This window comes from Halomicrobium mukohataei DSM 12286 (assembly GCF_000023965.1).
GTDB classification, from domain to species: Archaea; Halobacteriota; Halobacteria; order Halobacteriales; family Haloarculaceae; genus Halomicrobium; species Halomicrobium mukohataei.
Genome location: NC_013202.1, coordinates 528,751 through 552,167 on the forward strand (window position 1 = coordinate 528,751; position 23,417 = coordinate 552,167).

Genomic DNA, 23,417 nt, shown 5'->3' on the forward strand with positions numbered 1-23,417 from the left:
CACTGCTCACACGACTGTGCTGGATCGCACACGGACAGTCGGCACCGTCACCGGTACAGAGAGAGATACAGCATGCTGAAGCCGATGATGAAGGGAATCGTCTCCGCGAACTGGAAGAACAGGCGGGTGGCCTCGCCGGTGTCGCTGACACTGAGCTGGGTGATGACACTCGAAACCGCGACCCCCATACTGATGAACGCGAAGCCGACAAAGGCCGCCTGGAGCCGTTCGGAGGGACGCTTTCGGTAGGCCTGGAAGCTGATCAGGGTAATTCCCAGCGTCAGGCCGAACACGACCATACGTAACAGTGCCAACACCCCACTCGCGATCACGACTCCATCGACCATCCTACCTACCACCTAGTCGGGGTTGAGCTCGTCCCAGAGCTGACTGAAACGGTCTGGGAGGTTCTCTTCGCGGTAGATCCGGACCTTGTACTCGTCGTCTTCCAGCGAGATGACCGTCGACTCGAAGTTCGACTCGTACACCTTGTAGTGGTTCCCGTCGTCGGCGACGAGTGTGCGAGCCGTCACCAGTTCGTACTCGGTGAGCATCTCGATGCGGCGATACACCGTCGGCAGCGACATATCGCACTCCTCGGCGAGTTCCTTCGCCGACTGGGACTCGCGACTGATCGCGGCCAACACCTGCCTGGCGTGCTGGTCACCGATCGTGTCGAGGATCTCTTCGATGCTCTTCTCGTCGTTCACTACCGGATGCTTCTCCTCTCGTCATATAAGCGTTTTCAGCCGACGGGGTTCTTTCAGATCCAGAAAACACTGGTGGGAACTTATGCACGGACCAGCCGTACGTCAGTGTGCGGATCGACTCCAGGTGACCACATGACCGAAGACGAACTCCGTCACGTTCCGACGGGCGATGCAGGACACGCCAGCGCCGACGAGCGCTTGACCCCCCTCGTCGGCGGGCGCGACACCGAGACGTCGTCCGACCGATCGAGCCGTGACGGCGTGCCAGAGACGCTACTATCTTCGGTCGGCGAGACCCTCGCCGATGGCGACGCCGCAATCGACGAGGGTCTCGTGACCCAGAGCCTGGACGAGATCCTCCTCGCGTTGATCGCGTCTTCGACCGATCAAACGCACGGCACAGAGCTGATGGACGAACTGGAGCGGTGTTTCGACGCCCAGTTGAGCCCAGGAACGGTCTACCCCCGACTCCACGAGCTCGACTCCGAGGGACTCCTCGAGATGCACGAGCTCGTCCAGACCAAGCAGTACTCGATCAGCGACGACCCCGCTGCTCGAGACCGCATCGAACGCGCAGTGTATCAACACCTCGCGATCGGCATGTTCCTGCACGCGTCACTCGACGACGCGTAACTCCGTCAGAACTGACCCCCCAACTCTCTCTCCCCCCTCTCGACGTTCGAGAGCGACGGTGACGCTTCGAGCACCACCGGTCGACGTTGCGTGAGGCTGCCGTCGGTCACTACCGCACGAGCTTCGTCACGCTGTGACAGCAGGAGATTTCACGGACAGACAGCCACCGCTACGGAGGACATTGCCACGAGACGAGCCAGCAAACGCCAGTACGACGGACAGTTGGGCGTGTGTGCTGCTGGGGAGTCAGTTAGCGGGTCCCCAGCCACACACCGAGCACTCTGTGGCCGCTCCGTCGTGAAGACCGCCACAATCCGGACACTGTTTCTTGTTGTAGCTTTCTTCCCAGCCGCTCGTTTCGACGTCGTGACCGCGCTGGGACAGGAACTCGTCGATCATGTCGTCGGTACTCGGTGCGGTCGCCATACATGCTATGGTATACCACACCAGTATATAGCTCTATTGGTATCGACCCATGTTGCCAGGACACACGGTACGGAGAGGCGACTGGACACCGTTGGCCCTCACGTCGTCGCGACCGGCGTCCCGACGACGCGGCGACAGTCTACAGAGAGGGTCGGCCGACACTGTCGCTGTGTCGCAGTCTCCCGGCTCAGTGTGGCGACGTTCCGTACCGCCAGTAGCGTGGACGAAGTAGAAAGCATCCGACCGTATCGATGTCACTCGACGGTCGAAAACGGAAAGGAAGGGTGGTGGGGGTGGGTGGTGGGTGCTGGCACCGGGATGGTGCCGTACCTGAAACGAGGAGGTGATGGATGATAAAAACAGTGGCCAGAGTATCACAGACAATAACTGGAACAGGGCAGAGCACGGCAGTGGCGAGGTGCTGGATGTCCCTTTAGTAGCTGGAATCACGTGAGAACATTCGACAGTACGTCGACGAGCGCCTCGAAACCGGCGGCGAGACGAGCAGCGTCGACAAAGAACTCGATGGGCCCTGGCGGATTTGAACCACCGCTCAATCGGTTATGAGCCGATCGCTTTGAACCAGACTAAGCTAAGGGCCCTCGTACGTCCGTATCCCACCGGCCGACAAAATTCTACCGTCTCGTTGCGGCGGCGGCGAGACACTCGCCACGGGCCGCTCGACGGAACTGTGCGGTTAGCTCGGGAGTCGACGACGGGAGAAGCGCCACCGCCAGGGCTCGAACAGGTGCAAGACCGTCCTGCTCACTTCGTTGTGCGGGCTGGGACTCGCGTGCTCGATCCCTGTACGAGGCACGCACTCGGCGCGCTGACGGTTCGCTTTGCTCACCGTGATACGCGCCGAGAGAAGCGCCACCGCCAGGGCTCGAACCTGGGACAACCACGTTAACAGCGTGGTGCTCTACCAACTGAGCTACGGCGGCTCTGTCCCATCATAGCCCGAGTTGTTAAATAGGACTTTCGCTTTCCGTCGTCCATCGACACGCTTTCACGCACTCCTCGCAAAGCCGGGGGCATGAGCGACGAGGTCGACGCCGTGGTCGAGCGGGTTCGCGAGCGGGTGACTCCCGGCGACGACGAGCGCGCGGAGTTGCAGGCGGTCGCAGACAGACTCACCGAGCGGGGCGAGGACGCGATCGCGTCGTTGCCCGTCGACGCGCACGTCGTGCGGGTGGGCTCGACGGCGCGCGGGACGTGGACGGCGGGCGATCGAGACCTGGACCTGTTCGTCTGTTTCCCTCCCGAGCTCGACCGCGAGGAGTTAGAGGAGTACGGGCTCTCGGTCGGCCACGCCGTGTTGCCGGCGGGCCACGAGGAGTACGCTGAGCACCCTTACGTCAAGGGCACCGTCGACGGGTACGACGTGGATCTGGTGCCGTGTTACGACGTCGCCGACGCGGCGTCGATCCAGTCGGCGGTCGACCGGACGCCGTTTCACACGCGCTATCTCGCCGAGCGGCTCGACGAGACGCTGGCGGCGGACGTGCGGGTCTGCAAGCAGTTCATGAAGGCGATCGGCGTCTACGGCAGCGACCTCAGGACGGAGGGGTTCTCCGGTTACCTGACGGAGCTGCTCGTGCTCGAACACGACGGGTTCCGGCCGCTCGTCGAGGCCGCGGCGGCGTGGACGCCGCCGGTCGAGTTCGATCCGGCCGACCACGGACGGGAGAGTTTCGACGATCCGCTCGTCGTGATCGATCCCACGGACCCGGAGCGAAACGTCGCGGCGGTGTTGTCGACAGAGCAACTGGCGACGTTCCAGCACTACGCACGCGAGCTGGCAGCCGAGCCACGAACGGACCTGTTCGAGCCCAGCGAGTCCGAGCCGGTCGACGCCGAGACGGTCCGGGCGTGGTTCGAGCGGCGGGGGACGACGCCGGTCGCGGTGCGGTTCGACGCGCCGGATCTCGTCGACGATCAGCTCTGGCCCCAACTCGAACGGTCGCTGTCGGGAGTGACCGACGCCTTGAATCGGCGCGGGTTCGACGTGCTCCGCTCGGCGGCGTTCGCAGACGAGACGGCCGTCTTGCTCGCAGAACTGGAAGTGGCCGAGCGGCCCGCGGTCGAGCGCCACGAGGGGCCGCCGGTCCACGTCCGGGACCACGCCGAGGGATTCTACGAGACGTACGCAGACAGTGACGCGACGGGACCGTACGTCGACGGCGATCGGTACGTCGTCGAACGCGACCGCGAGTTCGCGACGGCGTCGGCGTTCCTGCGAAGCGACGCGCTGTCGAACGTGGCGCTGGGGACGCACGTCGCGTCGGCGCTCGAATCGGAGTACGAGGTGCTGGTCGGCGAGGAGGTCGCGCCCCTGGCAGGCGAGTTCGGCGTCGAACTCGCAGACTACGTCGATCCGAAGCCCTGATCGACCAGAGCGTCGAGCACGTCGCGGGCGTCCTCGCTGACCGATCCGTCGGGCTGTGAGGGCTGGTAGCCGTCGAAGACCTCGTGGACGGTCGTGAGGCTGTCGGTCAGGGTATCGAGACTGTAGCCGCCTTCGAGAACGAAGCCGAGGCCGGCGTCACAGCGGTCGGTGAGGTCGCGCATCCGCTGGGTGAGGAGTCCGTACCCCTCCGAGGAGACCCGCATCCGGGAGATCGGATCGTGGCGATGGGCGTCGAAGCCGGCGCTGACCAGCAGGAGGTCGGGATCGAACGACTCGATCTCCGGGGCGATCAGCTCGTCGACGGCAGCCAGGTAGTCGACGGTGTCGGCACCGGGATCGTAGGGGACGTTGAGAGTCCTCATCGCGCCGTCACCGGTCCCCGTCTCGTCGACCTCGCCGGTCCCCGGATACAGGCCCTCCTCGTGGATCGACGCGTAGAAGATGTCGTCGCGGTCGTAGCAGATGTCCTGGGTCCCGTTGCCGTGGTGAACGTCCCAGTCGAAGATCGCGACCCCGTCGGCACCCTCGTCGAGGGCCGACTGGGCGGCGACGACGGCGTTGTCGACGAAGCAAAATCCCATCGCGTCGTCCGCGACCGCGTGGTGGCCGGGCGGACGGCCGAGCGCGAACGGCGTCTCGCGACCGTCGTCGCCGTCCAGCGCCGAGAGCGCGGCCCACTCGGCGAGGCCGGCACTGGCGAGTGCGGCCTTCCAGGTGTCCTCGACGGCGACGGTGTCTGCGTCCCAGTTGCCGCCACCCTCCTGGCAGAACGCCTTGATCTCCTCGACGTAGTCGGGATCGTGGACCTTGCAGATCAGTTCCTCGTCGGCGTCGCCCGCGGCGACGTACTCGACGCCGTGGTATTCCGCGAGGCCCCGCCTGATCGCCCGGAGTCGATCGGCACTCTCGGGGTGGCGCGGACCCGTGTCGTGGTCGAGGCAGACCTCGCGGTAGCCGAAGTTCATTCAGTAGTACTGCCGCAGTTCGAAGTACGTCTCGACGTCCTCTGCCTTGATCGTCCGCCGGTCGGCGTGGCGGGCGAGCGTCGCGGCGGCCGCTGCCACGTCGTCGGCGTACGCTTCGAGGATGTCGGCGAGCGCGACCCGGGCGTCCATCGCGACCCGGTAGCTGTCGTCGATGTCGAGCCGTGCGATCCGGTCGACCGGCGCGACCGGCAGCTCCAGTTCGTCTTTGTCTCGGACGCCCTCGGTGTCGAAGTCCTCGGGCATCAAGGTCTTTCGTCCGTCCGCCGTCGCCGTCTCGGCGGCGTCGGCGGCCAGTCGCGCCCCGTACTCCTGGATCCGGCGAGCCAGTTCCTCGGCGGCTTCGGCACTGACACGCAACCCACCCGCGTTCCGCCGGATCACGGAATCGACCGGCGCGAACGGTAGCTCGACGCTCATACACAAAGGCGGGACTGTCGCAGCCTTAAGAGTTTCCGTAACTGCGCTCGGCGCGTCAGAACACGTCGTCGGCGTCGAGTCGGTCGTCTCGGAGGGTCCCGCGAGCCGTGACCTCCTGACCGAGCTGGACGCGTTCGTCCGTCTCGACGCTCATCGTCTCTTCGCCGTCGTCGAGTACGACCGGGTCGCCGGTCTGGACGACCGTCCCGGTGAACTCGATCGTCTCGCCGGTGGTCGCGTCTGCGTCGCCGGCAGTCTCGCTCGCGTCGTCGGTGTGCTCGTCGGCCCCGTCGTCGGCGAAGGCGTCCAGCCCGGCGGACTCGTTCCCGCCGTCGGCGCTTGCGGTCTGCTGGTCACCACCGCCACTCTCCGGAGCACTGGCGGCACCGTCGAGGACGACCACTGTCGACTGCCAGCCCGCAGAGGCTTCCTTGTCGTCTTGCCACCCGTCGTCGATCTCCACGTCGGCGGCGAGGATCTCGTCGCCGGGTGCGATCTCCTTGTCCGCCTTGTCGCCCCAGAGCGCGACGCGGATGTCGCCGGTCGCGTCCTGAATCCGGACGTTACGAACCTGGCCCTCGCTGCCGTCGTCGCGGTCGAAGGTTCGCTTCGGATCGGCCGAGCGAACGACCCCGGCAATGTCGACAGTCTCGCCGATCTCGACGCGCTCGATCGCGGCGGCGTCGGGCTCGAAGGCGACCTCCTCGTCGATCTCGTCGACGGCACCGTGGTCGCCGACGTGGAGTTCGAGACTCCCCTCGCGCTCGCGGACGTAGCCGTCGACGATCTCGACGGCCGTCCCGGGGTCGATCTCCTCTGCGCGGTCGGCCCGGTCGTCCCACAGCGTCACCCGGACTCGCCCGGTCTCGTCGCCGATCGTCAGGTTCGCGACCCGCCCTTCGCTGCCGTCGTCGCGGTCGAAGGTTCGAATCGAGTCGGTGTCGAGGACCACGCCGCGCACGTCGACGTCGGACTGGCCCATGCTCAGGGCGTCGATGGTCGATCCCCCGCCCGGCTCGACGTCGACGGTCGCGTCCGCGTCGGGTTCGGCCTTGTCGACGGAGACTTCCAGCCCGTTGTACCCCTCCTGTGGCCGGCCGGCGACGCGTAACACGTCGCCCACGTCGAGTTGTCCCTCTGCGATGGACTCGGCTTCCTGGTCCCAGAACGCCAGTCGAACCGATCCCGTCTCGTCGGCCGCCTCGACGTTGATCACGCGGCCCTCGTCGGGTTCGTCCTCACCGTCGCCGTCTCGCTCGAAGGTGCGCAGATCGCCGACCGACATCACCTTCGCGATGAACTTCACCTCGTTCATCCCCGGCTCGATGTCGGCGACCGTGTTGACCTCGTTCTCGTTGAGTTCGTGTGCGAGCAACATCGCGGCGGTCTCCTCGTCTGCGAGCCCGCCCATCTGCTCGACCTTCTCCTCGACGGCCTCGCGGAACTCCTCCTCGGAGACCTCGTCCGTCTCGAGGTCCGCGTAGATGTCTCCTATCGCACCCATTGATCTATACGAGGCAAGGTTGGCCGCCGCTTAAGCGTTGTCGTTACGAGAACGCACCGCTCACGTCCGGTGGTTTCCGCCCCTCGGCTCGGTGGCATAGGGGCGATGGGTCGCGTTCACGGATAAACGCACGGACCGCCAGCGGGGTCACGCCGTCGCCGTCGCGACCGTCTCCACGCCCTCGTCGGTCTCGTGTGTGACCGTCACGCTTCCGGGCAGGCCATCCAAGAACGTCGCCGTGACCCGGTACTCGATCTCGGCGATACACTGGACGACCGGACCGCTGTCGTCCCGTGGTTCGACACCGACGGCGACGGTCAGTTCGTCGGCGTCGGCGTCGTAGCTCGCCGCCGACAGGACAGCCGTCCAGCCGGGGTCCGGGGCCCAGATCGTCCCCGAGACGGCCACGTTCTCCGCGAACGACACCGTCGCGTCGCTGGTCGTCTGTCCACAGTCGTTGCGCTGTACCGCGATCGTCGCGTCGTCGAGTGTCGGAGTCATGGCTGTCTGAGTCGTCTTCCGCTGGGGAGGGCCGCCGCCGTCGCTGCCGGACACACAGCCCGCCAGTCCCGCCGTCACGAGCCCGCCGAGCCGGGCCAATATCGTTCTACGCTCCACGTTCCCCGACAGAATCGCTGAAAGTAATTAGCTTGTGGTCGTCCACGCGACGGGAACGGCCCCACCGACGGCAGACCGGCGACACTCGTGGTATCGTCTCGCAGTGCCCGATCGAACCGTAACCCCTTTACAACGCTCCCCCGTTCGTCAATATGAGTCCGGGTAGGGTAGTGGACTATCCTCTTGGCTTGCGGAGCCAGGGACCAGCGTTCAAATCGCTGTCCGGACGTTTTCCTTTCACCACCTGTCGAGTCGCTGGACCGGTCGTCGCACCCCTGGAGCGAACCGAGACTGTCACACGCACCCGGGAAAGTCCTCGCCCCGGATGTGGACGGAGTCGACCCACGGCGGACGCTCCGCGGCCGATTTCGTGAACCGCGAACGGGCGTCCATGTACGACATGATGAGCGCGCGCCGCCACTGGTCGGTCGTGTTGGGCGCGGTGAAGTGAGGGACCAGACAGTGAGCGAACAGCGCGTCGCCCGGTTCCATCGGGACGGGGACGGCGTCGGCCCGGTCCACGTCGCCCTCGGCGATGACGATGTCGGTGTCGTAGTCGGCGGCCTCGTGGCCAAGCAGTCCGTCCGTGTGTGCGCCGGGAACGACGTTCATACAGCCGTTCTCGGTCGTCGCCTCGTCGAGCGCGATCCAGACGGTGACGTGGTCCATCGGCTGGATCGGGTAGTACGCGGCGTCCTGGTGGAACCCCTTCTCGCTCCCGACCGCGGGGGGTTTGAACATCGCGGCGCTGCGCAGGAGCTTCAGGTTCGGCCCGAGCAGTTCGGCGGCCGTGTCGACGATCGTGTCGTCGTCGGCGACCGATCGGAACACGTCGTCGGTCTCGACCATCCCCAGTCCCTCGAACTTCCGCACCGCGTCGCCCGATTCCTCGACATCGACCTCGCCGCGTTCGACGGCCGGCTCGATCTGTGACTGGAACCCCTCGACGGCGCGGTCGCCGTGAGTGTAGGCTCGTAGGCGTCGCTTCACGCGGTCGACCGTCTCGGCGTCGAGGGCGTCCTCGACGACGACGTAGCCGTCTCGCTGGTACTGTTCGAACTGCGTGTCGGTGAGTGTCACGGCCGCAACTGAGTGGTACCAGTGCCTAATTCTTGTGGTCCGGCGACATCGGGATACTGATCGAGGAGTAGTCCCCAGGCGTTTTGCCCGCCGGGACCGAAGCCCGTGTATGCGCGATCCGCTCCGGGCGGGCGTCGCGATCTACAACGAGGGCCGGTACCACGCGGCCCACGACGCCTGGGAGGACCACTGGCTCGACCTGTCTCGGGGGACCGACGACGAGCGGCTGCTCCACGGGCTGATCCAGTTCACCGCGGTCGTCCACCACCTCGACGACGGAAACTACTCCGGGGCCACAGGGCTGGCCGAAAGCGCGGCGGCGTATCTCGCCGACCTGCCGGCGGCGTACCGCGGCGTCGAACTGGACGCCGTCCGGTCGTTCCTCGGTCGCGTCGCGACGGCTCCCCGGGAACTGACGCCGGACGACGCGCCGCCGCTGGTCTACGAGGGCCGGCGGTTGACCTACGACGATCTGGACTTCGAGGCGACGGCCGTCGCCGCGAGAGTGCTGGCCGAGGGCGACGACGAGCACGCCGTCGAGGCCGGCGTCGAATACGCCCGCGAGGAGGTCGCCGCCGACGAGAGCGGCACCTACACCGGACTGGTCTTCGCGTTCGTGCGCGAGCGCGACCGCCGGCCGATCGTCACGACCAGACTCGGCGAGCACGTACAACGGCGCGAACACCGAGAATCGGACGTGAACGGGCTGTTCGAGTGATACTGCCGGCTGGAAGTCCGTACAGAACTTCGCGGCCCCGTGGTCGCGAATGTCTCGAAGCAGTGATAGCCGGCAGTGTGAGACGGGTCACTGTCGCCGCGCTCCCGGTCGACCGCGCACGCTCGTCTCCTTCGAGAAGATTCTTGTGAACCGCCTCGGGGTCAAGCCCCGAGGCTTCCCGTGGTTTAATCAGACACACCCATCCGACCATCGGCCTGATAGCCTCGAACGGTCGAATGGGTCACGGTCGGGGCGTCCACGGCCCCCGATGCCTGCCGTCGCACCTTCCGAACAACGGGAAGGCTGTTGAGAGCAGGCACATTCCAATCGAGTTTCTTCACGCCTTTCACGGCGATGTTGACGCTTGCACTACGGTCGCTGTGGTCTTGATGCTCGCAGGACTTGCACTCGAACCGCTTTTTGTTTCGATTCGCTCGCTCTGTATGCCCACACATCGGACACCGCTGACTCGTATATTCGGGATTGATCCACGCAGTCGGGATACCCTCAAACGACGCCTTGTACGACGTGTAGTATTGGAGGGCGCGGAACGGGAGGTGGTGCAAGCGTCGGTTCATCCGCGTCCCGTAGTCGATACTGTCGCGCATCTCTTTGAGGTCTTCAAAGACAATGCACGACTTCTCGAACTGCTGGCTCCACTCTACGATGTGTCGAGACACCTTGTGGAGGCGGTCGCGGACAAACCGTTCTTCGCGTCCTTCGAGCGTGTCGTGGATGCTGTCCTTCCCCGCGTTCTGGACGCGCTTTCGCATCGTGAAGTAGCGGTGGCGCTCGAACTTGATTTCGGGGAAGTCAATAACCAACGTGCGCTTGACGCCATCTCCGGAAAGTGCGGTGAGAGCCACGTTGTCCTCGTTCACGTCCACACCCACGACAGTCCGTGAGTCTTCCTTGTCCCGAACGGTCTGCTCGGTGTTGGTGACGTTGACGTGCAACTCGGCGTCGTCGTTGTGGAACAGGGCTTCCGCCGTCCCAATTTTCCACTCGTCGCTCGTGAGCGCGGTCTTGAGAATGTCGAGGTGGGCGTCACTCCCGGTGAGAAAGCCCTTGACGTGCTTGTACGGCTCCGTGCTGATACGGAACGCCACGCCGCCATCGTCGGTGAGCGACAGGTTGTACCCCTCCTCATAGTTCGCACGAAGCGGGTACGCGCCGTCCTTGGTGTGGCTGGGTTGGCTGAAGTCGTCGTACTCGTAGTAGTTCTCCATCGCGCCGAGCGCCTTGGCGACGACGCGCTGTGTCGTGTTCTTCACGAGGTCAGCGTCATCAGCCACACAGTCAGGAGTGGTGTCCCAGTCCACGCCTTCTTTCGCGAGGCGGATGGTTTCGTTGTACACCGAGCGGGCTTCAAGCGTGGCGTCGTACAACAGGCTCTCGTTGTCACTCTGGATGTCGAGTTGGAAGTCTAGCGTCTTGACGAGAGCCTGTGCCGTGGTCATTCTTCGTCTTGTTCGGTGGGTTCTGAAGTTCGGACGACTTTCACATCTGCTCCACGCCAGCGTTTAGGGACGGTGACATGGGCGCTGTTCCCGAACGGCTTGACTTCACCGTCGAGAACTTCTTCGCCGTCGATCTCAAAGCGATTCGCCATACCTGCGTATATCCTTTGGATATACTTAACTGTGCTGGTGGAGTAGGTTCGATATGGGTGAGAAGCGGTCGAATCACACGGTGTACAACGTCAACTACCATTTCGTGTGGTGTCCGAAGTCAAGCAAAGCGAAGCTTTGCGTACCTCGCGGGATCGAAGATCCCGCTCAGTATCGCTACACGATTCTCGAACCAATCGAGGATTCGCTGGAAGCGAGTTTCCGCGATGTGTGCGACGAGTACGGTTACGAGATACTATCGCTACATATTTCGCCCGATCACGTACACTTGTTCCTATCAGCTCACCCGAAGTACGGGCCGAGCGAGATTGTACGGACAATCAAGAGCATCACGGCACGGGAGATGTGGGAACAGCACGAACCGTTCTTGGAGGAGTACCTGTGGGGCGGTGGATTTTGGGAGGAATCGTACTACGTGGGGACGGCAGGCGATGTTTCGACCGACACGATTGAGCAGTATATCGAGCGAACGGAACACGTTTAGCGGAGTGTACGGCCTTCACCCTCGGGGTCAAGCCCCGAGGCACTCGGCCTGCTCCGCCTGTAGACTGCCGGTGTAATCGAGACGCTATGTCAGTCCTATCGACAGCAGACGAGGGGAAGTTCCTGATGGACAACGAAGCCGAACAGATCGGCGTCGTCACCGAAGTCGATCCCGACGAGCAGGTGGCCTACGTCGAACCGGAGCCCGGCATCGCCGAGAGCGTGATACAGGGCTTTGGCTTCGGGAGCGCCGACGAAGACGACATCGAGGTACCAGCCGACTCCGTCGAGACGGTCACCGACACGGAGCTTCGGGTCGCGACCGATCTGTGAGGCCATCGAACCCTACAACCGTCCGTATGAGGGGTGCGGCGTTCGAGGTGGAGGCTACTGTGTCCACCTGATTTCGTACTCGAGTTCGTACCGCTGCTCGCCGCTGTCCGAGTCCGTGAGTCGTTCGAGTTCGACCTCGAACCGGGGCTGCTCTGGAACAGTGACGCGCTGTTCCGCCGTGTCGCTCGCTAACGTGACGTGCCCCGAGTCGATCTGATCGGCCGCGTCCCGCAACGCGCGAGCGATTTCGGCTCTCGGGCTCTGTTCCTCGGTTTTGAATAGTTGTTCTTCTGGCATCAGCACACACTACGTCCCCGACCGGCATATAGATGTTCTTAGGTTGATGATTTGTCGGTGGATTTGCGGTCCCGATACCGGCCGCTGTTGACGCCGGAGACAGAGAGCCCGTATCATACGGACCGTTGTAGCGATGTACTGGTCGTCTATCCCGTGGCGACGATCGCCGGTACGCGACGACAACGTTCCGTATCAGCCGTCAGTTTCGACGCGCTCCTCGCCGTCGAAGTGCGCGGAGTTGTCCCGGGGTTCGTAGCCGAGCGCCTCTTTGGCCCGCTCCAGGGAGTAGTACTTGCGATCGTTGTCGGAGACACCGACAGGCTCGCTACGCTCGCCTGTCGAGCCCTCGCTCGCTTCGCTCGCGAGGATGCCGTAGACGATATCGGTACCGGCTGGGATCACGTCGGGTCGGCGACGCGCTCCTCGCCGTCGAAGTGCGCCGAGTTGTCCTGGGGATCGTAGCCCAGAACCTCCTTCGCGCGCTCGATGGAGTAGTACTTGCGATCGTTGTCGGAGACACCGACAGGCTCGCTACGCTCGCCTGTCGAGCCCTCGCTCGCTTCGCTCGCGAGGATGCCGTAGACGATATCGGTACCGGCTGGGATCACGTCGGGTCGGCGACGCGCTCCTCGCCGTCGAAGTGCGCCGAGTTGTCCTGGGGTTCGTAGCCCAGAACCTCCTTCGCGCGCTCGATGGAGTAGTACTTGCGATCGTTGTCGGAGATGCCGTAGACGATCTCGAAGTCGTAGTCGGCGAGGAGGGCTCGCTCGTGGATATGAGCGCAGTCGCGGTAGGAGAGCCACATCGCCTGGCCGCGCTCGTAGTCGATCGGCGGATGGCCCTTCGTGAGGTTGCCGATGCGGACGTTGCACACGTCGATCCCGTACTCGTCGTGGTAGTACCGGCCGATGATCTCTCCGGTGGCCTTCGAGACGCCGTAGAGGTTCCCCGGGCGGGGGAACTCGGAGCCGTCGAGTCGGAAGTCGTCGTGGGTGCGGTACAGGTCGGGCTTGCGCTCGTCCTCGTAGGCACCGACGGCGTGGTTCGAGGAGGCGTAGACGAACCGCTCGACCCCCTCGTCGACGGCCGCCTCGTACATCTTCTGAGTGCCGTCGATGTTGTTCGCCAGCACGGAGTTCCACGGCGCGTCGGGTCGCGGGTCCCCCGCGAGGTGGATGATCGCCCCGACGCCCTCGACGGCGGCCCGAACGTCCTCGTCGTCGGACACGTCGCCGACGACGTAGTCGTGGTCGGGCTCCTCGACCGGCGGACTGTGGAACATGAGCTTCCACTCGTAGTCGTCTTCGAGCCCACCGAGGATGGCCTCCCCAACCGCACCGCCAGCGCCCGTGAGCAGAACAGGCTCGTTCATTCAAGTAGATGCTACGGCGGGGGCGATACGTACCTTGCGGTTTCGGCGCTCTCTCGACAGTCTTTCGTCAGGTCGCCCCCACCGACGGGTATGGACCCGACAGATCCACAGGTCGCGTGCTTCGAGGCGGGCGTGAAGTTCGGCTCGCTGTACCACCAGTTCGCGGGGACGCCGATCAGTCCCGACAGCGCAGACTCGCTGGCGGCGGCGATGGCCGAAGCCATCGAGAACCAGCCCCACTGCGAGGACGTGACCGTCGAGATCCGCGAGGACGCGCTGCGCGCCGAAATCGAGGACCAGTCCGCCGACTACACCGAGTTCACCGGTCGCTTCGCCGAGGTCGAGATGACGGTCGACTACGAGGGCGTCGCCGTCGAGACGAGCATGCGGATGGACGGCGACTATCCGCTGATGGCGGTCGACGACGTGGACGCCCCCGAGTAGCGTCCGGGAGGTGTGTTCGGAAAGCGATAATTTTAGTGCAGTCGTCGCTGTAGCGCAGTACATGGGATACGCTGCCCTGGATGCTATCGACGACGCAATCGACGCCACGAAGGGATTCCTCCTCCCCTTCGACCGCGGAACGTGGCTTCGTCTCGCAGTGATCATGTTTTTCGTCACCGGCGGCGGTGGCGTCCTGAACAACGCTGGCAACGCAGGACAGTTCGCGGGCAACGGTGACCCCGGTACCGCGCCGGGTGCCGGAGCCGGGACCGTGATGCCCGACATCGCGTTCGGTGCAGTCGCGATCGCCGTCGCCGGGTTTGCCGTCCTGTTTGTCTTCCTGATGCTGCTTGCCTCGCCGATCATGGAGTTCGTCTTCGTCGAGTCGCTGTTCGAGCGCGAGGTCCACGTCCGACGGTACTTCTCGCGCAACGTCGGCAACGGCCTCAGACTGCTGGGCTTTCAGATCGCGGTCGTCCTCGCCGCGGGGGTGTTCGTGGTCGGACTGTTCCTGGTTGGACTGCTGGTCGCCGGCGGCCTCGACAGCATCGCGGCGTCGCTGGGCCTGCTCGTGCTGGCGTTCCCGTTGACCGTGCTCCTGGTGATCGCCATCGGGATCGTCAACGGGTTCACGACCGTGTTCGTCGTCCCGATCATGCTGGCAGAGGACCGCGGCCTGCTCTCTGCGTGGAGTCGTCTGTGGTCGTCGATCACCAGTCACCTCGCGGAGTACCTCGTCTACCTCGTCGTCAGCGTGTTGCTGGGGATCGGCGTCGGGATCGTCGGCAGCATCGTCATGCTGTTCGCGCTCGCGCTCGCGGCGATTCCGTTCGGTCTCGTCGCCTTCGGCGTCTACACGTTCGCCGCGTTCAGTACGGCCGGGATCGCGGTCTACGCCGTGCTCGGACTGGGCTTCCTCGTAGTGGCCCTGCTCGTGGGCGGACTCGTACAGGCACCCCTCCAGTCGTTCCTGCGCTACTACGCGATGCTGGTGCTGGGCGGGATCGACGCCGACCTCGACCCGATCCCCGAGATTCGCGAGGGTCTGCGAGACGACGACGCGATGCAATAGCGCCTTTCGGTTTCGCCGGTCACGGTCGGCCGCACGCTTGCGGTTACACTTTCACTTTCAGGCGGGCTTTTAATTCCCCGCCGTGTGAACGTGTGGCTATGAGCCAATCGACGCTCGACGACGACGAACTGTTCGGCGAGGCCGCCTCCGAGATGCGCGAAGACGTCGAGGCCTCGCTCGACGAAGCGCGCGCTGTCCTCCCGGTGGCCGACGACATCTGGAACGTCGAGGCCGACAACACGCTGGGCGTGCTCAACGCGCTGAAGGGCGCGCTCGACGTGGACGACGCCGAGGAACACCTCCGGGACGCCAAGAAGTGGTACACGATGGGCGAGCGCGCCGACGCCTTCGAGGACGCCGATGACCTCGAAGCGGACATCGCCGCGCTCGAAACGCTGCTCGAAGACGTGGAGACGGCCCGCGAGCAGGTGGGCGAGCTGACCAGTACCGTCCCACAGCTCCGGGGCACCCTCGAAGAGTTCGCCGCCGAAGACGCAGACGAGGAGACCGACGACGCGGAGGCCGACGACGACGCGGAGGCCGAGGCGGAAGCCTAGCGGTCCCGCTCTCGAACGCTCGCCAGCACGTCCGCCAGCGCGTCGCTCGCCGCGTCGAGCAGTGCGTCGCCCCGTTCTCGGTTCGCGTCTCTCGGATCGCCGACCGTTCCGTTCTCGCTGAACTCCTCGGTGTCGTAGGCCAGATTCACTCCGTGTTCGAACGCGCCCCACGAGTCGGCCCCATTCGCGGCGCTCGCTTCGAGCCGATCGGTGCGCACGAGCTCCGGAGCCGTCGACAGGAGGAGGCTCGTCTCGACCGGACCGCCGTGGCCCATGTCGGGGGCGTCGACGGCGTCGAACCAGGTCAGCGGGACCGCGTAGGCCGTCCCGTCGCGGGTAACGCGACCGCAGACTTCTCGGAGCGCGTCGACGTTGCCGCCGTGGCCGTTGACGACGACGACCCGATCCCAGCCGTGGCTGGCGAGGCTCGCGACGGTCTCGCGAACGTAGTCCCGGAAAGTGTCCTCGCCGACCCACAGCGTCCCCGCGAAGTGACGGTGCTCCTCGGCGACGCCGACCGGAATCGCGGGCGCGACGACGACCTCGCCGTCGTAGGCCTCGGCCCCGGCTTCGGCGACGGCCTCGGCCGTGAGAACGTCGGTTCCGAGCGGGCCGTGGGGGCCGTGCTGTTCGGTGCTGCCGACCGGCAGGATCGCCAGGTCCGTGTCGAGATCCGCGGCGTCGGTCCAGGTGGCCTCGGAGAGGTGCATACGCGTCCCGTGGCCGGCGAGGGAGACAAGCGTACCGCTCTCGGCCGTCGGGAGGTCAGACGATCGAGCTGGGCCGGCTCTGGAAGTACTCGAAGACGAGTCCGAGGCCGACGCCGTAGACGACGTGTGCCAGCAGCGTCAGGACGGCGTAGCCGACGAGCGCGAGGCCGGACTGGCCGGTGTAAAAGCCCAGCGCGAAGCCGGTCCAGATCGCGAACCCGAAGAACGCGCCGCTGACGGGGTCCCGGCGGCCGGGCAGGTACTCCTTGAGCGAGACGTACAGCAGCGGCCAGGGAACCATCCCACCGGCGAGGAAGATGAGATAGCCCGCGAGGATCGGCGGGACCAGTTCCTCGATGCCGACGAGTTCGGTCAGCAGCGCGAACGCCGACCGTTCGAAGACGCCGAGACTCTCCGCGATGAGGAGGACGACCGTCGACAGCGCCGTCCCGACGAGCCCCCCCGCCGCGCCGACGACGCCGTCGCCGACGATGCCGATCAGGCTGTCGAACTCCTCGGTTTCGCTCAGTTCGTCGACCGGATCGTCGACCGGATCGTCGACGCCGTGCGGTGCGTCAGCCATGTCCCGTTATAGCATACCAAGAGTCAAAAACCTCCCGAAGGTGTTCGGCAAGCAACTGGTTCGAATGCTGGGACCGGCCGTGCGGGCGGCGAGGCGGTCGTTGGGGCGCTCTCGCCCCGGTTGTGGAGTGTTCCCGGCGGCGACGCGTTCCTACTCCGGAACGTCCCCGATGGCGACGAGGCCGTCGCTGCTGCTGGTCGCGAAGAACACGGCCCCGTCGGCGAGGATCGGCGGGATCGAGGGCGTGTGGAAGTCGTCCATCACGTAGTCCCAGCGCGCCTCGCCCGTCTCGCGGTCGAACGCGGTGATCGTCCGGTCGGTGTACTCGCCGCGGTCGGCCATCGCGACCACGGTCTCGGTCCCGACCGAGCAGCCGGCGGTGTACACCCACTCGTCGTACTCCCACCGCGTCGTTCCGTCGGCGATGTCGACGGCGGTGAGTCCGTCGTCGCTGGTCACGAACGCCGTAGTGCCGTCGGTAGCGACCGTCGCGTCGAAGGTCGTCCCGTCGTAGTCGAACGAGTGGCGTTCGCCGCGGCGGTCGCCCGTCTCCCGGTCGTGGACGACGAGCGTTCGGTCGTCGACGACGAGGACGCCGCGGTCGGTCACGACCGGCGCGCTCGGGGACCGACCGTCGAGCGAGCGCGTCCAGCGGACCGATCCGTCGGCGAGCGCGAGCGCGGCGAGAGTGGCCGCCCCGTCGACGCTGCCGACGGCGTAGACCGTCCCGTCGGCGATGGCGGGTGTGACCCGCTGGCCCGGCAGTTCGGGCGCTTTCCAGCGCCGTTGGCCGTCTGTCGCTCCGAATGCCTTGAGGCCGTCGGCGTACGGGACGACGATCGTCCCCGTCGAGCGGTCGACGGCGAGCAGTTCCGCGAACGACGTTTCGAGCCCCTCGACGGAGCGCTCCCAGTCGACGCCTCCCCCCTGTCGGTCGAGGGCGACGAGTCCCGAGTCGTGTGCCACGACGAACCGGCCGTCGACGAGGGCGCGCCCGTGACGACCCTCCCTGTCGAGCGTCGTGCGCCACCGTTCGGTGCCGTCCTGTGCGTCGAGCGCGATGGCGCTGCCGTCGTGGCTGGGGTCGAAGTTCGTGGTGTAGATCGTCCCGTCGGCGATAACTGGGTCCCAGCGCGTGAACGCCGCCGATGTCCAGGCGTGGCTCGCCCGCGAGGGCGCGGCAACGTCCGGGGCGAACGTGTTGGCGGCGTCGGCTCCGTGCTGTGTCCAGGAGCCGCCGGGGACCTCTGGCAGTGGCGTGTTCCCCCCGCTCGTCCACGGAAGCGAGGACAGACACCCAGAGAGGGCCGCCGTTCCGGCACAGGTCGTCGTCAGGAACGTCCGTCGATCCATACTAGCGCTTGAGATAATATTTTGATAAATCCAGCGGAATCGAGCGACCGAGCCGCGACGGCGGGCTGGGCGAGATCGCCGGGAACTGACTGCCTGCGGTGTCGTACGGACGGTCGTCGGAACGTTCCGGTGAGCGTCGCCACGGGGGAGACGCTTACCGATAGGCGGCGACAACTGTCCGTCTCAGGAGAGATCGAACTGCTCTGCGGCCTGTGCCATGTCCTTGTCGCCCCGTCCCGAGAGGTTCACGAGGATCGTCTCGTGGTCGCCGTCCTCGGCCAGTTGCTTCGCGAGCGCGAGGCCGTGGCTCGTCTCCAGTGCGGGGATGATCCCCTCGGACTCGGAGAGTTCGCGGAACGCCCCGAGGGCTTCCTCGTCGGTGATCCCGCGGTACTGGGCACGACCGAGTTCGCGGAACATGGCGTGTTCCGGGCCGACGCCGGGGTAGTCCAGGCCCGCCGAGACGGAGTGGACAGACACGTCGTCGTCGATGACCCGCGTCTTCATCCCGTGGAGGACCCCCTCGGTGCCCGCCGCGAGCGGCGCAGCGTGGCGCTCCGAGTCGGCACCCTCACCGCCGCCCTCGCCGCCGTAGAAGGCCACGTCGTCGTCCCGGAAGGCGTGGAAGAGTCCCATCGCGTTCGAGCCTCCGCCGACGCAGGCGACCGCGGCGTCGGGCAACTCGCCCGTGCGGTCCTGGAACTGCTCGCGGGCCTCCTCGCCGATGACGCTCTGGAAGTCCCGGACCATCCGCGGGAACGGGTCGGGGCCGACGACGCTGCCCACGAGGTAGTGGGTGTCGTCGACGTTGTGCGCGAAGTCCTCCAGAGCGACGTCGACGGCCTCGGCCAGCCCCTCCTCGCCCCGGGTCACTTCGTTGACCGTCGCACCCATCAGGCGCATCCTGAAGACGTTCATCCGCTGGCGCTCGACGTCTTGCTTGCCCATGTAGATCTCCGTGTCGAGGTCCAGCAGCGCACCGGCCATCGCCGTCGCCGTGCCGTGCTGGCCCGCGCCGGTCTCGGCGATCAGTCGCTCCTTGCCGGCCTGCTTGGCAAGCAGCGCCTGCCCGAGCGTGTTGTTGATCTTGTGAGCCCCGCCGTGGAGCAGGTCCTCGCGCTTGAGGAAGATCTCCGCTCCCCAGCTGTCGCTGAGCGTCTCCGCGTGAAACAGGGGTGTCGGTCGCCCGGCGAACGATTCGAGCAGGTCCCGGAGCTCCGTCTGGAACGCCGTCGTCTCTCGAATGTCGTCGTAGGTCGTCGCGAGCTGTTCGAGCGGTGCTACCAGCGGATCGGGGACGTGGCGGCCGCCGTACCCCGCGAAGTCGCCGTCAGACATATGGGGACCCTCTACCGCCCGCGGTCTTAAATCTTCTATCGTGAGACAGCCCGCCGCGACGGCAGCGCCACGCTCACAGCGTCTTCTCGAAGTGGATCAGCTCGTACTCGCCCTGGGTCGAGCGGTCGACCTCGCGATAGCCCGCGGCGGGGTAGAACCGCGCCGCCGCTTCCTGACGGACGGCCGTCGTCGCCAGCAGCGTCTCGAAACCCAGCTGGGCGGCCCGTCGTTCGAGTGTCGCCAGCAGGTCCCGGCCGTGGCCACGGCCCTGCATCGGCGGGGCGACGCGCATCCGATGGAGTTCGCCAGCGCCGGGGACCGTCCGCTCGTCGTCGTGGCCCGACTCCGACGGCAAGAGCCCGCCCATCGCGACCACCGGCCCGTCGAACGTCTCGGGGACGGCGGCGTCGCTCTCGTCCTCGCCGTCCCCGATACCGACCAGAAACTCCCCACCCACGTCGAGGTACCGGCTCTCGATCTCCCGGAGGTCGTCGGTACCGGGCACGTCCGCCGGATCGGTGCCGGCGACACGCATCGCCCACTCGTGGAGCTCCCAGACGGCGTGGGCGTCTCGCGGGTCGTACCGTCGGAGGGTCAGATCGCTCGCCATCGCTCTGTCCGGGAGTGTTCGGCCAGTAGCTTCATACTGCCGGCTGTACCTTCGTTCAGATAGTCGCCACCCCGGGGTGGCGAAGTCCGTGACAGATATACAGCCGGTAGTATCAGAGTGCTGGCTGGCGCTGGACAGTGGTTCACTGCGCGCCCAACAACGCACACAAACGGACGTGCGGTGTCCGAAGCCACTTCCGGGTGCCCGTCGAAGTGAGACCGATGTCAGACACCAACCGCGTCTTCCTGCTTGCCGAGCGACCCGACGGTCGACCCGACGAGGACACCTTCGAGCTGGCAGAGCGCGACCTACCGACGCCAGGCCCCGGCGAAGCGCTCGTCCGAACGCTGTACCTCTCGGTCGACCCCTACATGCGCGGTCGGATGGACGCCCGCGAGTCCTACGCCGATCCGTGGGGCGTCGGCGATCCGATGGAGGCCGCCGTCGTCGGGGAAGTCGTCGAGTCCAACGGCGCGGGTCTCGAAGCGGGGACCGTCGTCACGGGTGAACTCGAATGGGCCGACTACGCAACCGCGCCGGGAACGGAGCTGTACCCCATCGACCCCGAGCTGGCCCCGATCTCGACGGCGCTGGGCGTGCTGGGCATGCCCGGCCGCACGGCGTACTTCGGGACCAAGGAGATCGCACAGCCGACCGCGGGCGACACGTTCGTCGTCAGCGGCGCGGCGGGCGCGGTCGGCTCGGTCGCCGGCCAGATCGCGGGACTCCAGGGCGCTGACGTGGTCGGCTTCGCCGGCTCCGACGAGAAGGTCCAGTTCCTCGAAGACGAACTCGGCTTCGACGCCGGCATCAACTACAAGACGACCGACGACTACGGGGCGGCACTCGACGAGGCGGCCCCCGGCGGCGTCGACGCCTACTTCGACAACGTCGGCGGCCCGATCACCGACGCCGTCTTCACCCGGCTCAACGTCGACGCCCGCGTCGCCGTCTGTGGACAGATCTCCCAGTACAACGCGACCGAGCTCCCGACCGGGCCGCGAAAGCTGGCGACGCTGGTCGAGACGCGCGCCACCGTCGAAGGGTTCCTCGTCGGCGACTACCAGCCGCGCTTCGAGGCCGCGACCCGCCAGCTTGGCGAGTGGGTCCAGCGCGGCCAGGTCCAGTACCGCGAGACCGTCACCGAGGGCCTGGAGAACGCCCCCGACGCCTTCCTCGGCCTCTTCGAGGGCGAGAACATCGGCAAGCAGCTCGTGAAGGTCGCCGAGCGGGACGTAAGGTCACGAGGGCTGTGACTCGCTGAAAAATGTCGCAAATGTCGGAGTAAGAGGGTTCAGATCGGATTCTAATTGAGTTGCAGGGGACTACGCGACAGTGTTGCTGCTCATACTGTCGGCTGTAACTGTTTCAAGATATTCGCGACCACAGGGTCGCAACATTCTGTACAGACTGACAGCCGGCAGTATCATTCGATCGCTCGCAAAAGTGGGAACCATTAAAACCCTCTCATACGGATAGTCAGAGAAGACAATGCCCCAAGAAGATCCGGAGTTCGGTGAGCCAGAGTTCTTGGGGTGGTTACTATTGAAGCGGCTGAAAGAACAGAGCAACGATCAGATTTCGAGATCGAAGTTTCTCAAACTCTGTTGTATCGCTGATCGTCGCCTTATCGAGTCACGTGGTTACGAGGTCGGTCTCCCTCGCTACTGGTATATGTACGGAGAACTCGCAAACGAACACGAGTTCTCGAAGCGATTTTATAATGCGCCGCTTGCCATCGGCTGGGATGGTCAGCAGTATCTCCCGAAGGAACTGCAGGTCGAAGCATTCGACGTATCTGAAGAAGGTCTCGAATCGATTCCGGATGCCGCCAGATGGACGGTTCGAGAATTCGGACGCAAGAACGTCGAAGAGATCAAACAGTATCAGTATGAGAAGCACGCAGAAAACGAGTTTATTCGAAAATACAGCGAACTTCGATGGCTCCTGAGTACGATCGATCTCGGGAGACAGGAACGACTGGAGAACTACAGTAGCGGTGGAGAATCGAACGAGGAGTACCTCAAGCGGCAACTCGATGAAATGATGGCCACATATCCGGACGGTGAGGCCCGTTACGACGATTTGAAGACGCTCTATCTCCGGTGGGACGATACAGTTCGTCTCATGGTGGACCACTCCGTCGAGTACAGCCGAATTGCGGAGTTCCTCGACGATTTTATCCGGACACTCAGTAAGGCTGTACTTCGATTCGCATACAACCAGAACATAACTGACGAACGACTCGAAGACTGGGAGGAAGATGCAGTCGAAGAGCGAGAAAAGTTCACGACTCATCTCACGACCATACGGTCGGAACTCCTTCGAGGCCGGTCACGAAGCACAGAGCTCGATCAGGTCTCGGACGCGTATTCACAGACCATCGACGAACAGATTGAGCGGCTCCTTGCCCGGGAATAGATGGCGGACGCATCGTTTCTGGATACCGGTGTCGTACTGGGATTCTGTTTTCGCGATGACTCACATCATCATCGCTGCCGGGAGTATCTCGATGATCACGACTTCGTGCTGTTCGTTTCCGACCACGTAGAATCGGAGTATCTGAATAGAGAACCGAGTCTTGCGCAGGAGGTTGCAAACGGCATCTTCGATCACATCGATCGACTACACGATTCGGAATTCGAGGGACAGCTTGATTCGATGGACACGTCCCGGATTCGCCAGAATCTGGTCTCAGGTAATAACCCTGCTGGGACAACACTACATACGTTCTACAGCGATGAAGTGCCGAATTTTATCCAAATTACCGACCTGACTGAGCGACTCCGTGACCTCGCACGGGACATCGAACAGATCGCGATTGAGAACAGAGAGACCCTCATGACGAAAGTGGAAGTGTGGGAACGAGATAACGAATATGCCGAGATCGACGACAAGCTCTCGGAAATCCCGTGGGACGACCGCCGTATCTGTCTCGATGCACATGATGTTGCCGAAGTAACAGGTAAACCGACAGAACTGGCCACCACGAATCCGACAGACCTGGTTGACCACGGCTACCGAACGGTAATTCTCGAACGAACGTCCCTCGAAAATGTAGTGTCGCTCGCAGTTCGGTCGTAACCATTACACTCGGAACGGTCCCGTCGGGACCCCCACGCTCTTTCGGGA

At 64.8% G+C, this 23,417-nt stretch carries 29 protein-coding genes, 3 tRNA genes and 1 pseudogene; 12 read left to right on the forward strand and 21 right to left on the reverse strand.

Annotated features, from left to right (window positions below; translation table 11 throughout):
• Positions 1–47: 47 nt before the first annotated feature.
• Positions 48–347, reverse strand: coding sequence for a DUF7521 family protein (locus HMUK_RS02610; RefSeq protein WP_012808085.1), 300 nt, complete (start codon positions 345–347; stop codon positions 48–50).
• A 12-nt stretch (positions 348–359) separates the two neighbouring features.
• Positions 360–710, reverse strand: coding sequence for an ArsR/SmtB family transcription factor (locus HMUK_RS02615; protein WP_012808086.1), 351 nt, complete (start codon positions 708–710; stop codon positions 360–362).
• A gap of 132 nt (positions 711–842) precedes the next feature.
• On the opposite strand from HMUK_RS02615, the gene HMUK_RS02620 reads away from it, so the two are divergent.
• Complete coding sequence (locus tag HMUK_RS02620; protein ID WP_012808087.1) at positions 843–1,343, forward strand: PadR family transcriptional regulator; 501 nt, start codon at positions 843–845, stop codon at positions 1,341–1,343.
• Between the two features lie 246 nt (positions 1,344–1,589).
• Here HMUK_RS02620 and HMUK_RS02625 read toward each other — a convergent pair whose 3' ends face one another.
• The 3 genes from HMUK_RS02625 to HMUK_RS02635 form a co-directional block, all read right to left on the reverse strand.
• The gene (locus tag HMUK_RS02625; RefSeq protein WP_012808088.1) at positions 1,590–1,769 is read right to left on the reverse strand and encodes an HVO_0416 family zinc finger protein; all 180 of its coding nucleotides are present in this window, start codon (positions 1,767–1,769) and stop codon (positions 1,590–1,592) included.
• Between the two features lie 526 nt (positions 1,770–2,295).
• Positions 2,296–2,371 (reverse strand) — tRNA-Ile (locus HMUK_RS02630).
• A gap of 269 nt (positions 2,372–2,640) precedes the next feature.
• Positions 2,641–2,713 (reverse strand) — tRNA-Asn (locus tag HMUK_RS02635).
• A 92-nt stretch (positions 2,714–2,805) separates the two neighbouring features.
• On the opposite strand from HMUK_RS02635, the gene cca reads away from it, so the two are divergent.
• Positions 2,806–4,158 (forward strand): CCA tRNA nucleotidyltransferase, encoded by a 1,353-nt coding sequence (cca, locus tag HMUK_RS02640; protein WP_012808089.1) that lies wholly within the window; start codon positions 2,806–2,808, stop codon positions 4,156–4,158.
• Here cca and HMUK_RS02645 read toward each other — a convergent pair.
• The 4 genes from HMUK_RS02645 to HMUK_RS02660 all read right to left on the reverse strand — a co-directional run bounded on the left by HMUK_RS02645 (position 4,137) and on the right by HMUK_RS02660 (position 7,704).
• Positions 4,137–5,144, reverse strand: a complete 1,008-nt coding sequence (locus tag HMUK_RS02645; RefSeq protein ID WP_012808090.1) for a histone deacetylase family protein — start codon at positions 5,142–5,144, stop codon at positions 4,137–4,139. The two genes, cca and HMUK_RS02645, sit on opposite strands and share 22 nt — an antisense overlap.
• On the reverse strand, positions 5,145–5,582 hold the full coding sequence (locus HMUK_RS02650) for a histone (RefSeq protein WP_012808091.1): 438 nt from the start codon (positions 5,580–5,582) through the stop codon (positions 5,145–5,147).
• Between the two features lie 55 nt (positions 5,583–5,637).
• Positions 5,638–7,086, reverse strand: coding sequence for a single-stranded DNA binding protein (locus HMUK_RS02655; RefSeq protein ID WP_012808092.1), 1,449 nt, complete (start codon positions 7,084–7,086; stop codon positions 5,638–5,640).
• 147 nt (positions 7,087–7,233) lie between these two features.
• Positions 7,234–7,704 carry a hypothetical protein gene (locus tag HMUK_RS02660; protein WP_223270969.1) on the reverse strand — a complete coding sequence of 157 codons (471 nt, stop codon included), beginning with the start codon at positions 7,702–7,704 and terminating at the stop codon, positions 7,234–7,236.
• Between the two features lie 156 nt (positions 7,705–7,860).
• Between HMUK_RS02660 and HMUK_RS02665 the strand changes: the two genes are divergently transcribed.
• Positions 7,861–7,933, forward strand: a tRNA-Arg gene (locus tag HMUK_RS02665).
• A 65-nt stretch (positions 7,934–7,998) separates the two neighbouring features.
• On the opposite strand, the gene HMUK_RS02670 is transcribed toward HMUK_RS02665, so the two are convergent.
• Positions 7,999–8,784 carry a phytanoyl-CoA dioxygenase family protein gene (locus HMUK_RS02670; RefSeq protein ID WP_012808094.1) on the reverse strand — a complete coding sequence of 262 codons (786 nt, stop codon included), beginning with the start codon at positions 8,782–8,784 and terminating at the stop codon, positions 7,999–8,001.
• A 109-nt stretch (positions 8,785–8,893) separates the two neighbouring features.
• Between HMUK_RS02670 and HMUK_RS02675 the strand changes: the two genes are divergently transcribed.
• Positions 8,894–9,502: a DUF309 domain-containing protein gene (locus tag HMUK_RS02675; RefSeq protein WP_012808095.1), complete on the forward strand. Its 609-nt coding sequence runs from the start codon at positions 8,894–8,896 to the stop codon at positions 9,500–9,502.
• A gap of 185 nt (positions 9,503–9,687) precedes the next feature.
• Here the strand turns inward: HMUK_RS02675 and HMUK_RS02680 are convergent, their stop codons facing one another.
• Complete coding sequence (locus HMUK_RS02680; protein ID WP_012808096.1) at positions 9,688–10,962, reverse strand: RNA-guided endonuclease TnpB family protein; 1,275 nt, start codon at positions 10,960–10,962, stop codon at positions 9,688–9,690.
• A complete protein-coding gene (locus tag HMUK_RS16590; RefSeq protein ID WP_007540613.1) occupies positions 10,959–11,114 on the reverse strand; it encodes a DUF2080 family transposase-associated protein in 156 nt (51 codons plus the stop codon). The genes HMUK_RS02680 and HMUK_RS16590 overlap by 4 nt, the downstream gene beginning before the upstream one ends.
• 53 nt (positions 11,115–11,167) lie before the next feature.
• On the opposite strand from HMUK_RS16590, the gene tnpA reads away from it, so the two are divergent.
• Positions 11,168–11,617 (forward strand): IS200/IS605-like element ISHmu3 family transposase, encoded by a 450-nt coding sequence (gene tnpA, locus HMUK_RS02685; RefSeq protein ID WP_012808097.1) that lies wholly within the window; start codon positions 11,168–11,170, stop codon positions 11,615–11,617.
• A gap of 86 nt (positions 11,618–11,703) precedes the next feature.
• Complete coding sequence (locus HMUK_RS02690; protein WP_012808098.1) at positions 11,704–11,949, forward strand: hypothetical protein; 246 nt, start codon at positions 11,704–11,706, stop codon at positions 11,947–11,949.
• A 54-nt stretch (positions 11,950–12,003) separates the two neighbouring features.
• Here the strand turns inward: HMUK_RS02690 and HMUK_RS02695 are convergent, their stop codons facing one another.
• The 4 genes and pseudogenes from HMUK_RS02695 to azf all read right to left on the reverse strand — a co-directional run bounded on the left by HMUK_RS02695 (position 12,004) and on the right by azf (position 13,618).
• Positions 12,004–12,246 (reverse strand): amphi-Trp domain-containing protein, encoded by a 243-nt coding sequence (locus HMUK_RS02695; RefSeq protein ID WP_012808099.1) that lies wholly within the window; start codon positions 12,244–12,246, stop codon positions 12,004–12,006.
• Between the two features lie 192 nt (positions 12,247–12,438).
• On the reverse strand, positions 12,439–12,648 hold the full coding sequence (locus HMUK_RS18205; RefSeq protein ID WP_049940724.1) for a hypothetical protein: 210 nt from the start codon (positions 12,646–12,648) through the stop codon (positions 12,439–12,441).
• A pseudogene (locus tag HMUK_RS16995) lies at positions 12,645–12,767 on the reverse strand (NAD(P)-dependent oxidoreductase); the annotation flags it as partial. The gene HMUK_RS18205 and the pseudogene HMUK_RS16995, both read right to left, overlap by 4 nt.
• 83 nt (positions 12,768–12,850) lie before the next feature.
• Positions 12,851–13,618 carry an NAD-dependent glucose-6-phosphate dehydrogenase Azf gene (azf, locus tag HMUK_RS02710; RefSeq protein WP_012808100.1) on the reverse strand — a complete coding sequence of 256 codons (768 nt, stop codon included), beginning with the start codon at positions 13,616–13,618 and terminating at the stop codon, positions 12,851–12,853.
• 90 nt (positions 13,619–13,708) lie between these two features.
• On the opposite strand from azf, the gene HMUK_RS02715 reads away from it, so the two are divergent.
• From HMUK_RS02715 to HMUK_RS02725, 3 genes are all read left to right on the forward strand, one after another.
• Complete coding sequence (locus tag HMUK_RS02715) at positions 13,709–14,062, forward strand: dihydroneopterin aldolase family protein (protein WP_015761557.1); 354 nt, start codon at positions 13,709–13,711, stop codon at positions 14,060–14,062.
• Between the two features lie 61 nt (positions 14,063–14,123).
• Entirely contained in the window at positions 14,124–15,134 is a 1,011-nt protein-coding gene (locus HMUK_RS02720) for a DUF7544 domain-containing protein (RefSeq protein ID WP_015761558.1), read from the forward strand.
• Between the two features lie 98 nt (positions 15,135–15,232).
• Positions 15,233–15,691, forward strand: a complete 459-nt coding sequence (locus HMUK_RS02725) for a DUF5790 family protein (protein WP_015761559.1) — start codon at positions 15,233–15,235, stop codon at positions 15,689–15,691.
• Here the strand turns inward: HMUK_RS02725 and HMUK_RS02730 are convergent.
• From HMUK_RS02730 to HMUK_RS02750, 5 genes are all read right to left on the reverse strand, one after another.
• A complete protein-coding gene (locus HMUK_RS02730; protein ID WP_015761560.1) occupies positions 15,688–16,401 on the reverse strand; it encodes a creatininase family protein in 714 nt (237 codons plus the stop codon). The two genes, HMUK_RS02725 and HMUK_RS02730, sit on opposite strands and share 4 nt — an antisense overlap.
• 55 nt (positions 16,402–16,456) lie before the next feature.
• A complete protein-coding gene (locus HMUK_RS02735) occupies positions 16,457–16,984 on the reverse strand; it encodes a DUF6789 family protein (RefSeq protein WP_015761561.1) in 528 nt (175 codons plus the stop codon).
• 150 nt (positions 16,985–17,134) lie between these two features.
• Positions 17,135–18,337, reverse strand: a complete 1,203-nt coding sequence (locus HMUK_RS02740; protein WP_015761562.1) for an outer membrane protein assembly factor BamB family protein — start codon at positions 18,335–18,337, stop codon at positions 17,135–17,137.
• A 183-nt stretch (positions 18,338–18,520) separates the two neighbouring features.
• Positions 18,521–19,675: a tryptophan synthase subunit beta gene (gene trpB / locus HMUK_RS02745; RefSeq protein ID WP_015761563.1), complete on the reverse strand. Its 1,155-nt coding sequence runs from the start codon at positions 19,673–19,675 to the stop codon at positions 18,521–18,523.
• A 73-nt stretch (positions 19,676–19,748) separates the two neighbouring features.
• Positions 19,749–20,285 (reverse strand): GNAT family N-acetyltransferase, encoded by a 537-nt coding sequence (locus HMUK_RS02750; protein ID WP_015761564.1) that lies wholly within the window; start codon positions 20,283–20,285, stop codon positions 19,749–19,751.
• 221 nt (positions 20,286–20,506) lie between these two features.
• Here HMUK_RS02750 and HMUK_RS02755 point away from each other — a divergent pair, with 221 nt between their 5' ends.
• The 3 genes from HMUK_RS02755 (at position 20,507) to HMUK_RS02765 (ending at position 23,369) form a co-directional block, all read left to right on the forward strand.
• A complete protein-coding gene (locus tag HMUK_RS02755; RefSeq protein ID WP_015761565.1) occupies positions 20,507–21,541 on the forward strand; it encodes an NADP-dependent oxidoreductase in 1,035 nt (344 codons plus the stop codon).
• 235 nt (positions 21,542–21,776) lie between these two features.
• Positions 21,777–22,706, forward strand: a complete 930-nt coding sequence (locus HMUK_RS02760) for a hypothetical protein (protein ID WP_015761566.1) — start codon at positions 21,777–21,779, stop codon at positions 22,704–22,706.
• Positions 22,707–23,369, forward strand: a complete 663-nt coding sequence (locus HMUK_RS02765) for a hypothetical protein (RefSeq protein ID WP_015761567.1) — start codon at positions 22,707–22,709, stop codon at positions 23,367–23,369.
• Positions 23,370–23,417: the final 48 nt, after the last annotated feature.

Bases quoted from the DNA above. Each gene is read 5' to 3' on its own strand.
- HMUK_RS02620 (WP_012808087.1), top strand. From the start codon at position 843: ATGACCGAAGACGAACTCCGTCACGTTCCGACGGGCGATGCAGGACAC.
- HMUK_RS02715 (WP_015761557.1), top strand. From the start codon at position 13,709: ATGGACCCGACAGATCCACAGGTCGCGTGCTTCGAGGCGGGCGTGAAG.
- HMUK_RS16590 (WP_007540613.1), bottom strand. From the start codon at position 11,114: ATGGCGAATCGCTTTGAGATCGACGGCGAAGAAGTTCTCGACGGTGAA.
- HMUK_RS02645 (WP_012808090.1), bottom strand. From the start codon at position 5,144: ATGAACTTCGGCTACCGCGAGGTCTGCCTCGACCACGACACGGGTCCG.
- trpB (WP_015761563.1), bottom strand. From the start codon at position 19,675: ATGTCTGACGGCGACTTCGCGGGGTACGGCGGCCGCCACGTCCCCGAT.
- HMUK_RS02690 (WP_012808098.1), top strand. From the start codon at position 11,704: ATGTCAGTCCTATCGACAGCAGACGAGGGGAAGTTCCTGATGGACAAC.
- HMUK_RS02765 (WP_015761567.1), top strand. From the start codon at position 22,707: ATGGCGGACGCATCGTTTCTGGATACCGGTGTCGTACTGGGATTCTGT.
- azf (WP_012808100.1), bottom strand. From the start codon at position 13,618: ATGAACGAGCCTGTTCTGCTCACGGGCGCTGGCGGTGCGGTTGGGGAG.
- HMUK_RS02675 (WP_012808095.1), top strand. From the start codon at position 8,894: ATGCGCGATCCGCTCCGGGCGGGCGTCGCGATCTACAACGAGGGCCGG.
- HMUK_RS02680 (WP_012808096.1), bottom strand. From the start codon at position 10,962: ATGACCACGGCACAGGCTCTCGTCAAGACGCTAGACTTCCAACTCGAC.
- HMUK_RS02610 (WP_012808085.1), bottom strand. From the start codon at position 347: ATGGTCGATGGAGTCGTGATCGCGAGTGGGGTGTTGGCACTGTTACGT.
- HMUK_RS02730 (WP_015761560.1), bottom strand. From the start codon at position 16,401: ATGCACCTCTCCGAGGCCACCTGGACCGACGCCGCGGATCTCGACACG.
- HMUK_RS02720 (WP_015761558.1), top strand. From the start codon at position 14,124: ATGGGATACGCTGCCCTGGATGCTATCGACGACGCAATCGACGCCACG.
- HMUK_RS02650 (WP_012808091.1), bottom strand. From the start codon at position 5,582: ATGAGCGTCGAGCTACCGTTCGCGCCGGTCGATTCCGTGATCCGGCGG.
- tnpA (WP_012808097.1), top strand. From the start codon at position 11,168: ATGGGTGAGAAGCGGTCGAATCACACGGTGTACAACGTCAACTACCAT.
- cca (WP_012808089.1), top strand. From the start codon at position 2,806: ATGAGCGACGAGGTCGACGCCGTGGTCGAGCGGGTTCGCGAGCGGGTG.
- HMUK_RS02755 (WP_015761565.1), top strand. From the start codon at position 20,507: ATGTCAGACACCAACCGCGTCTTCCTGCTTGCCGAGCGACCCGACGGT.
- HMUK_RS02735 (WP_015761561.1), bottom strand. From the start codon at position 16,984: ATGGCTGACGCACCGCACGGCGTCGACGATCCGGTCGACGATCCGGTC.
- HMUK_RS02655 (WP_012808092.1), bottom strand. From the start codon at position 7,086: ATGGGTGCGATAGGAGACATCTACGCGGACCTCGAGACGGACGAGGTC.
- HMUK_RS02725 (WP_015761559.1), top strand. From the start codon at position 15,233: ATGAGCCAATCGACGCTCGACGACGACGAACTGTTCGGCGAGGCCGCC.
- HMUK_RS02695 (WP_012808099.1), bottom strand. From the start codon at position 12,246: ATGCCAGAAGAACAACTATTCAAAACCGAGGAACAGAGCCCGAGAGCC.
- HMUK_RS02740 (WP_015761562.1), bottom strand. From the start codon at position 18,337: ATGGATCGACGGACGTTCCTGACGACGACCTGTGCCGGAACGGCGGCC.
- HMUK_RS02760 (WP_015761566.1), top strand. From the start codon at position 21,777: ATGCCCCAAGAAGATCCGGAGTTCGGTGAGCCAGAGTTCTTGGGGTGG.
- HMUK_RS02750 (WP_015761564.1), bottom strand. From the start codon at position 20,285: ATGGCGAGCGATCTGACCCTCCGACGGTACGACCCGCGAGACGCCCAC.
- HMUK_RS02625 (WP_012808088.1), bottom strand. From the start codon at position 1,769: ATGGCGACCGCACCGAGTACCGACGACATGATCGACGAGTTCCTGTCC.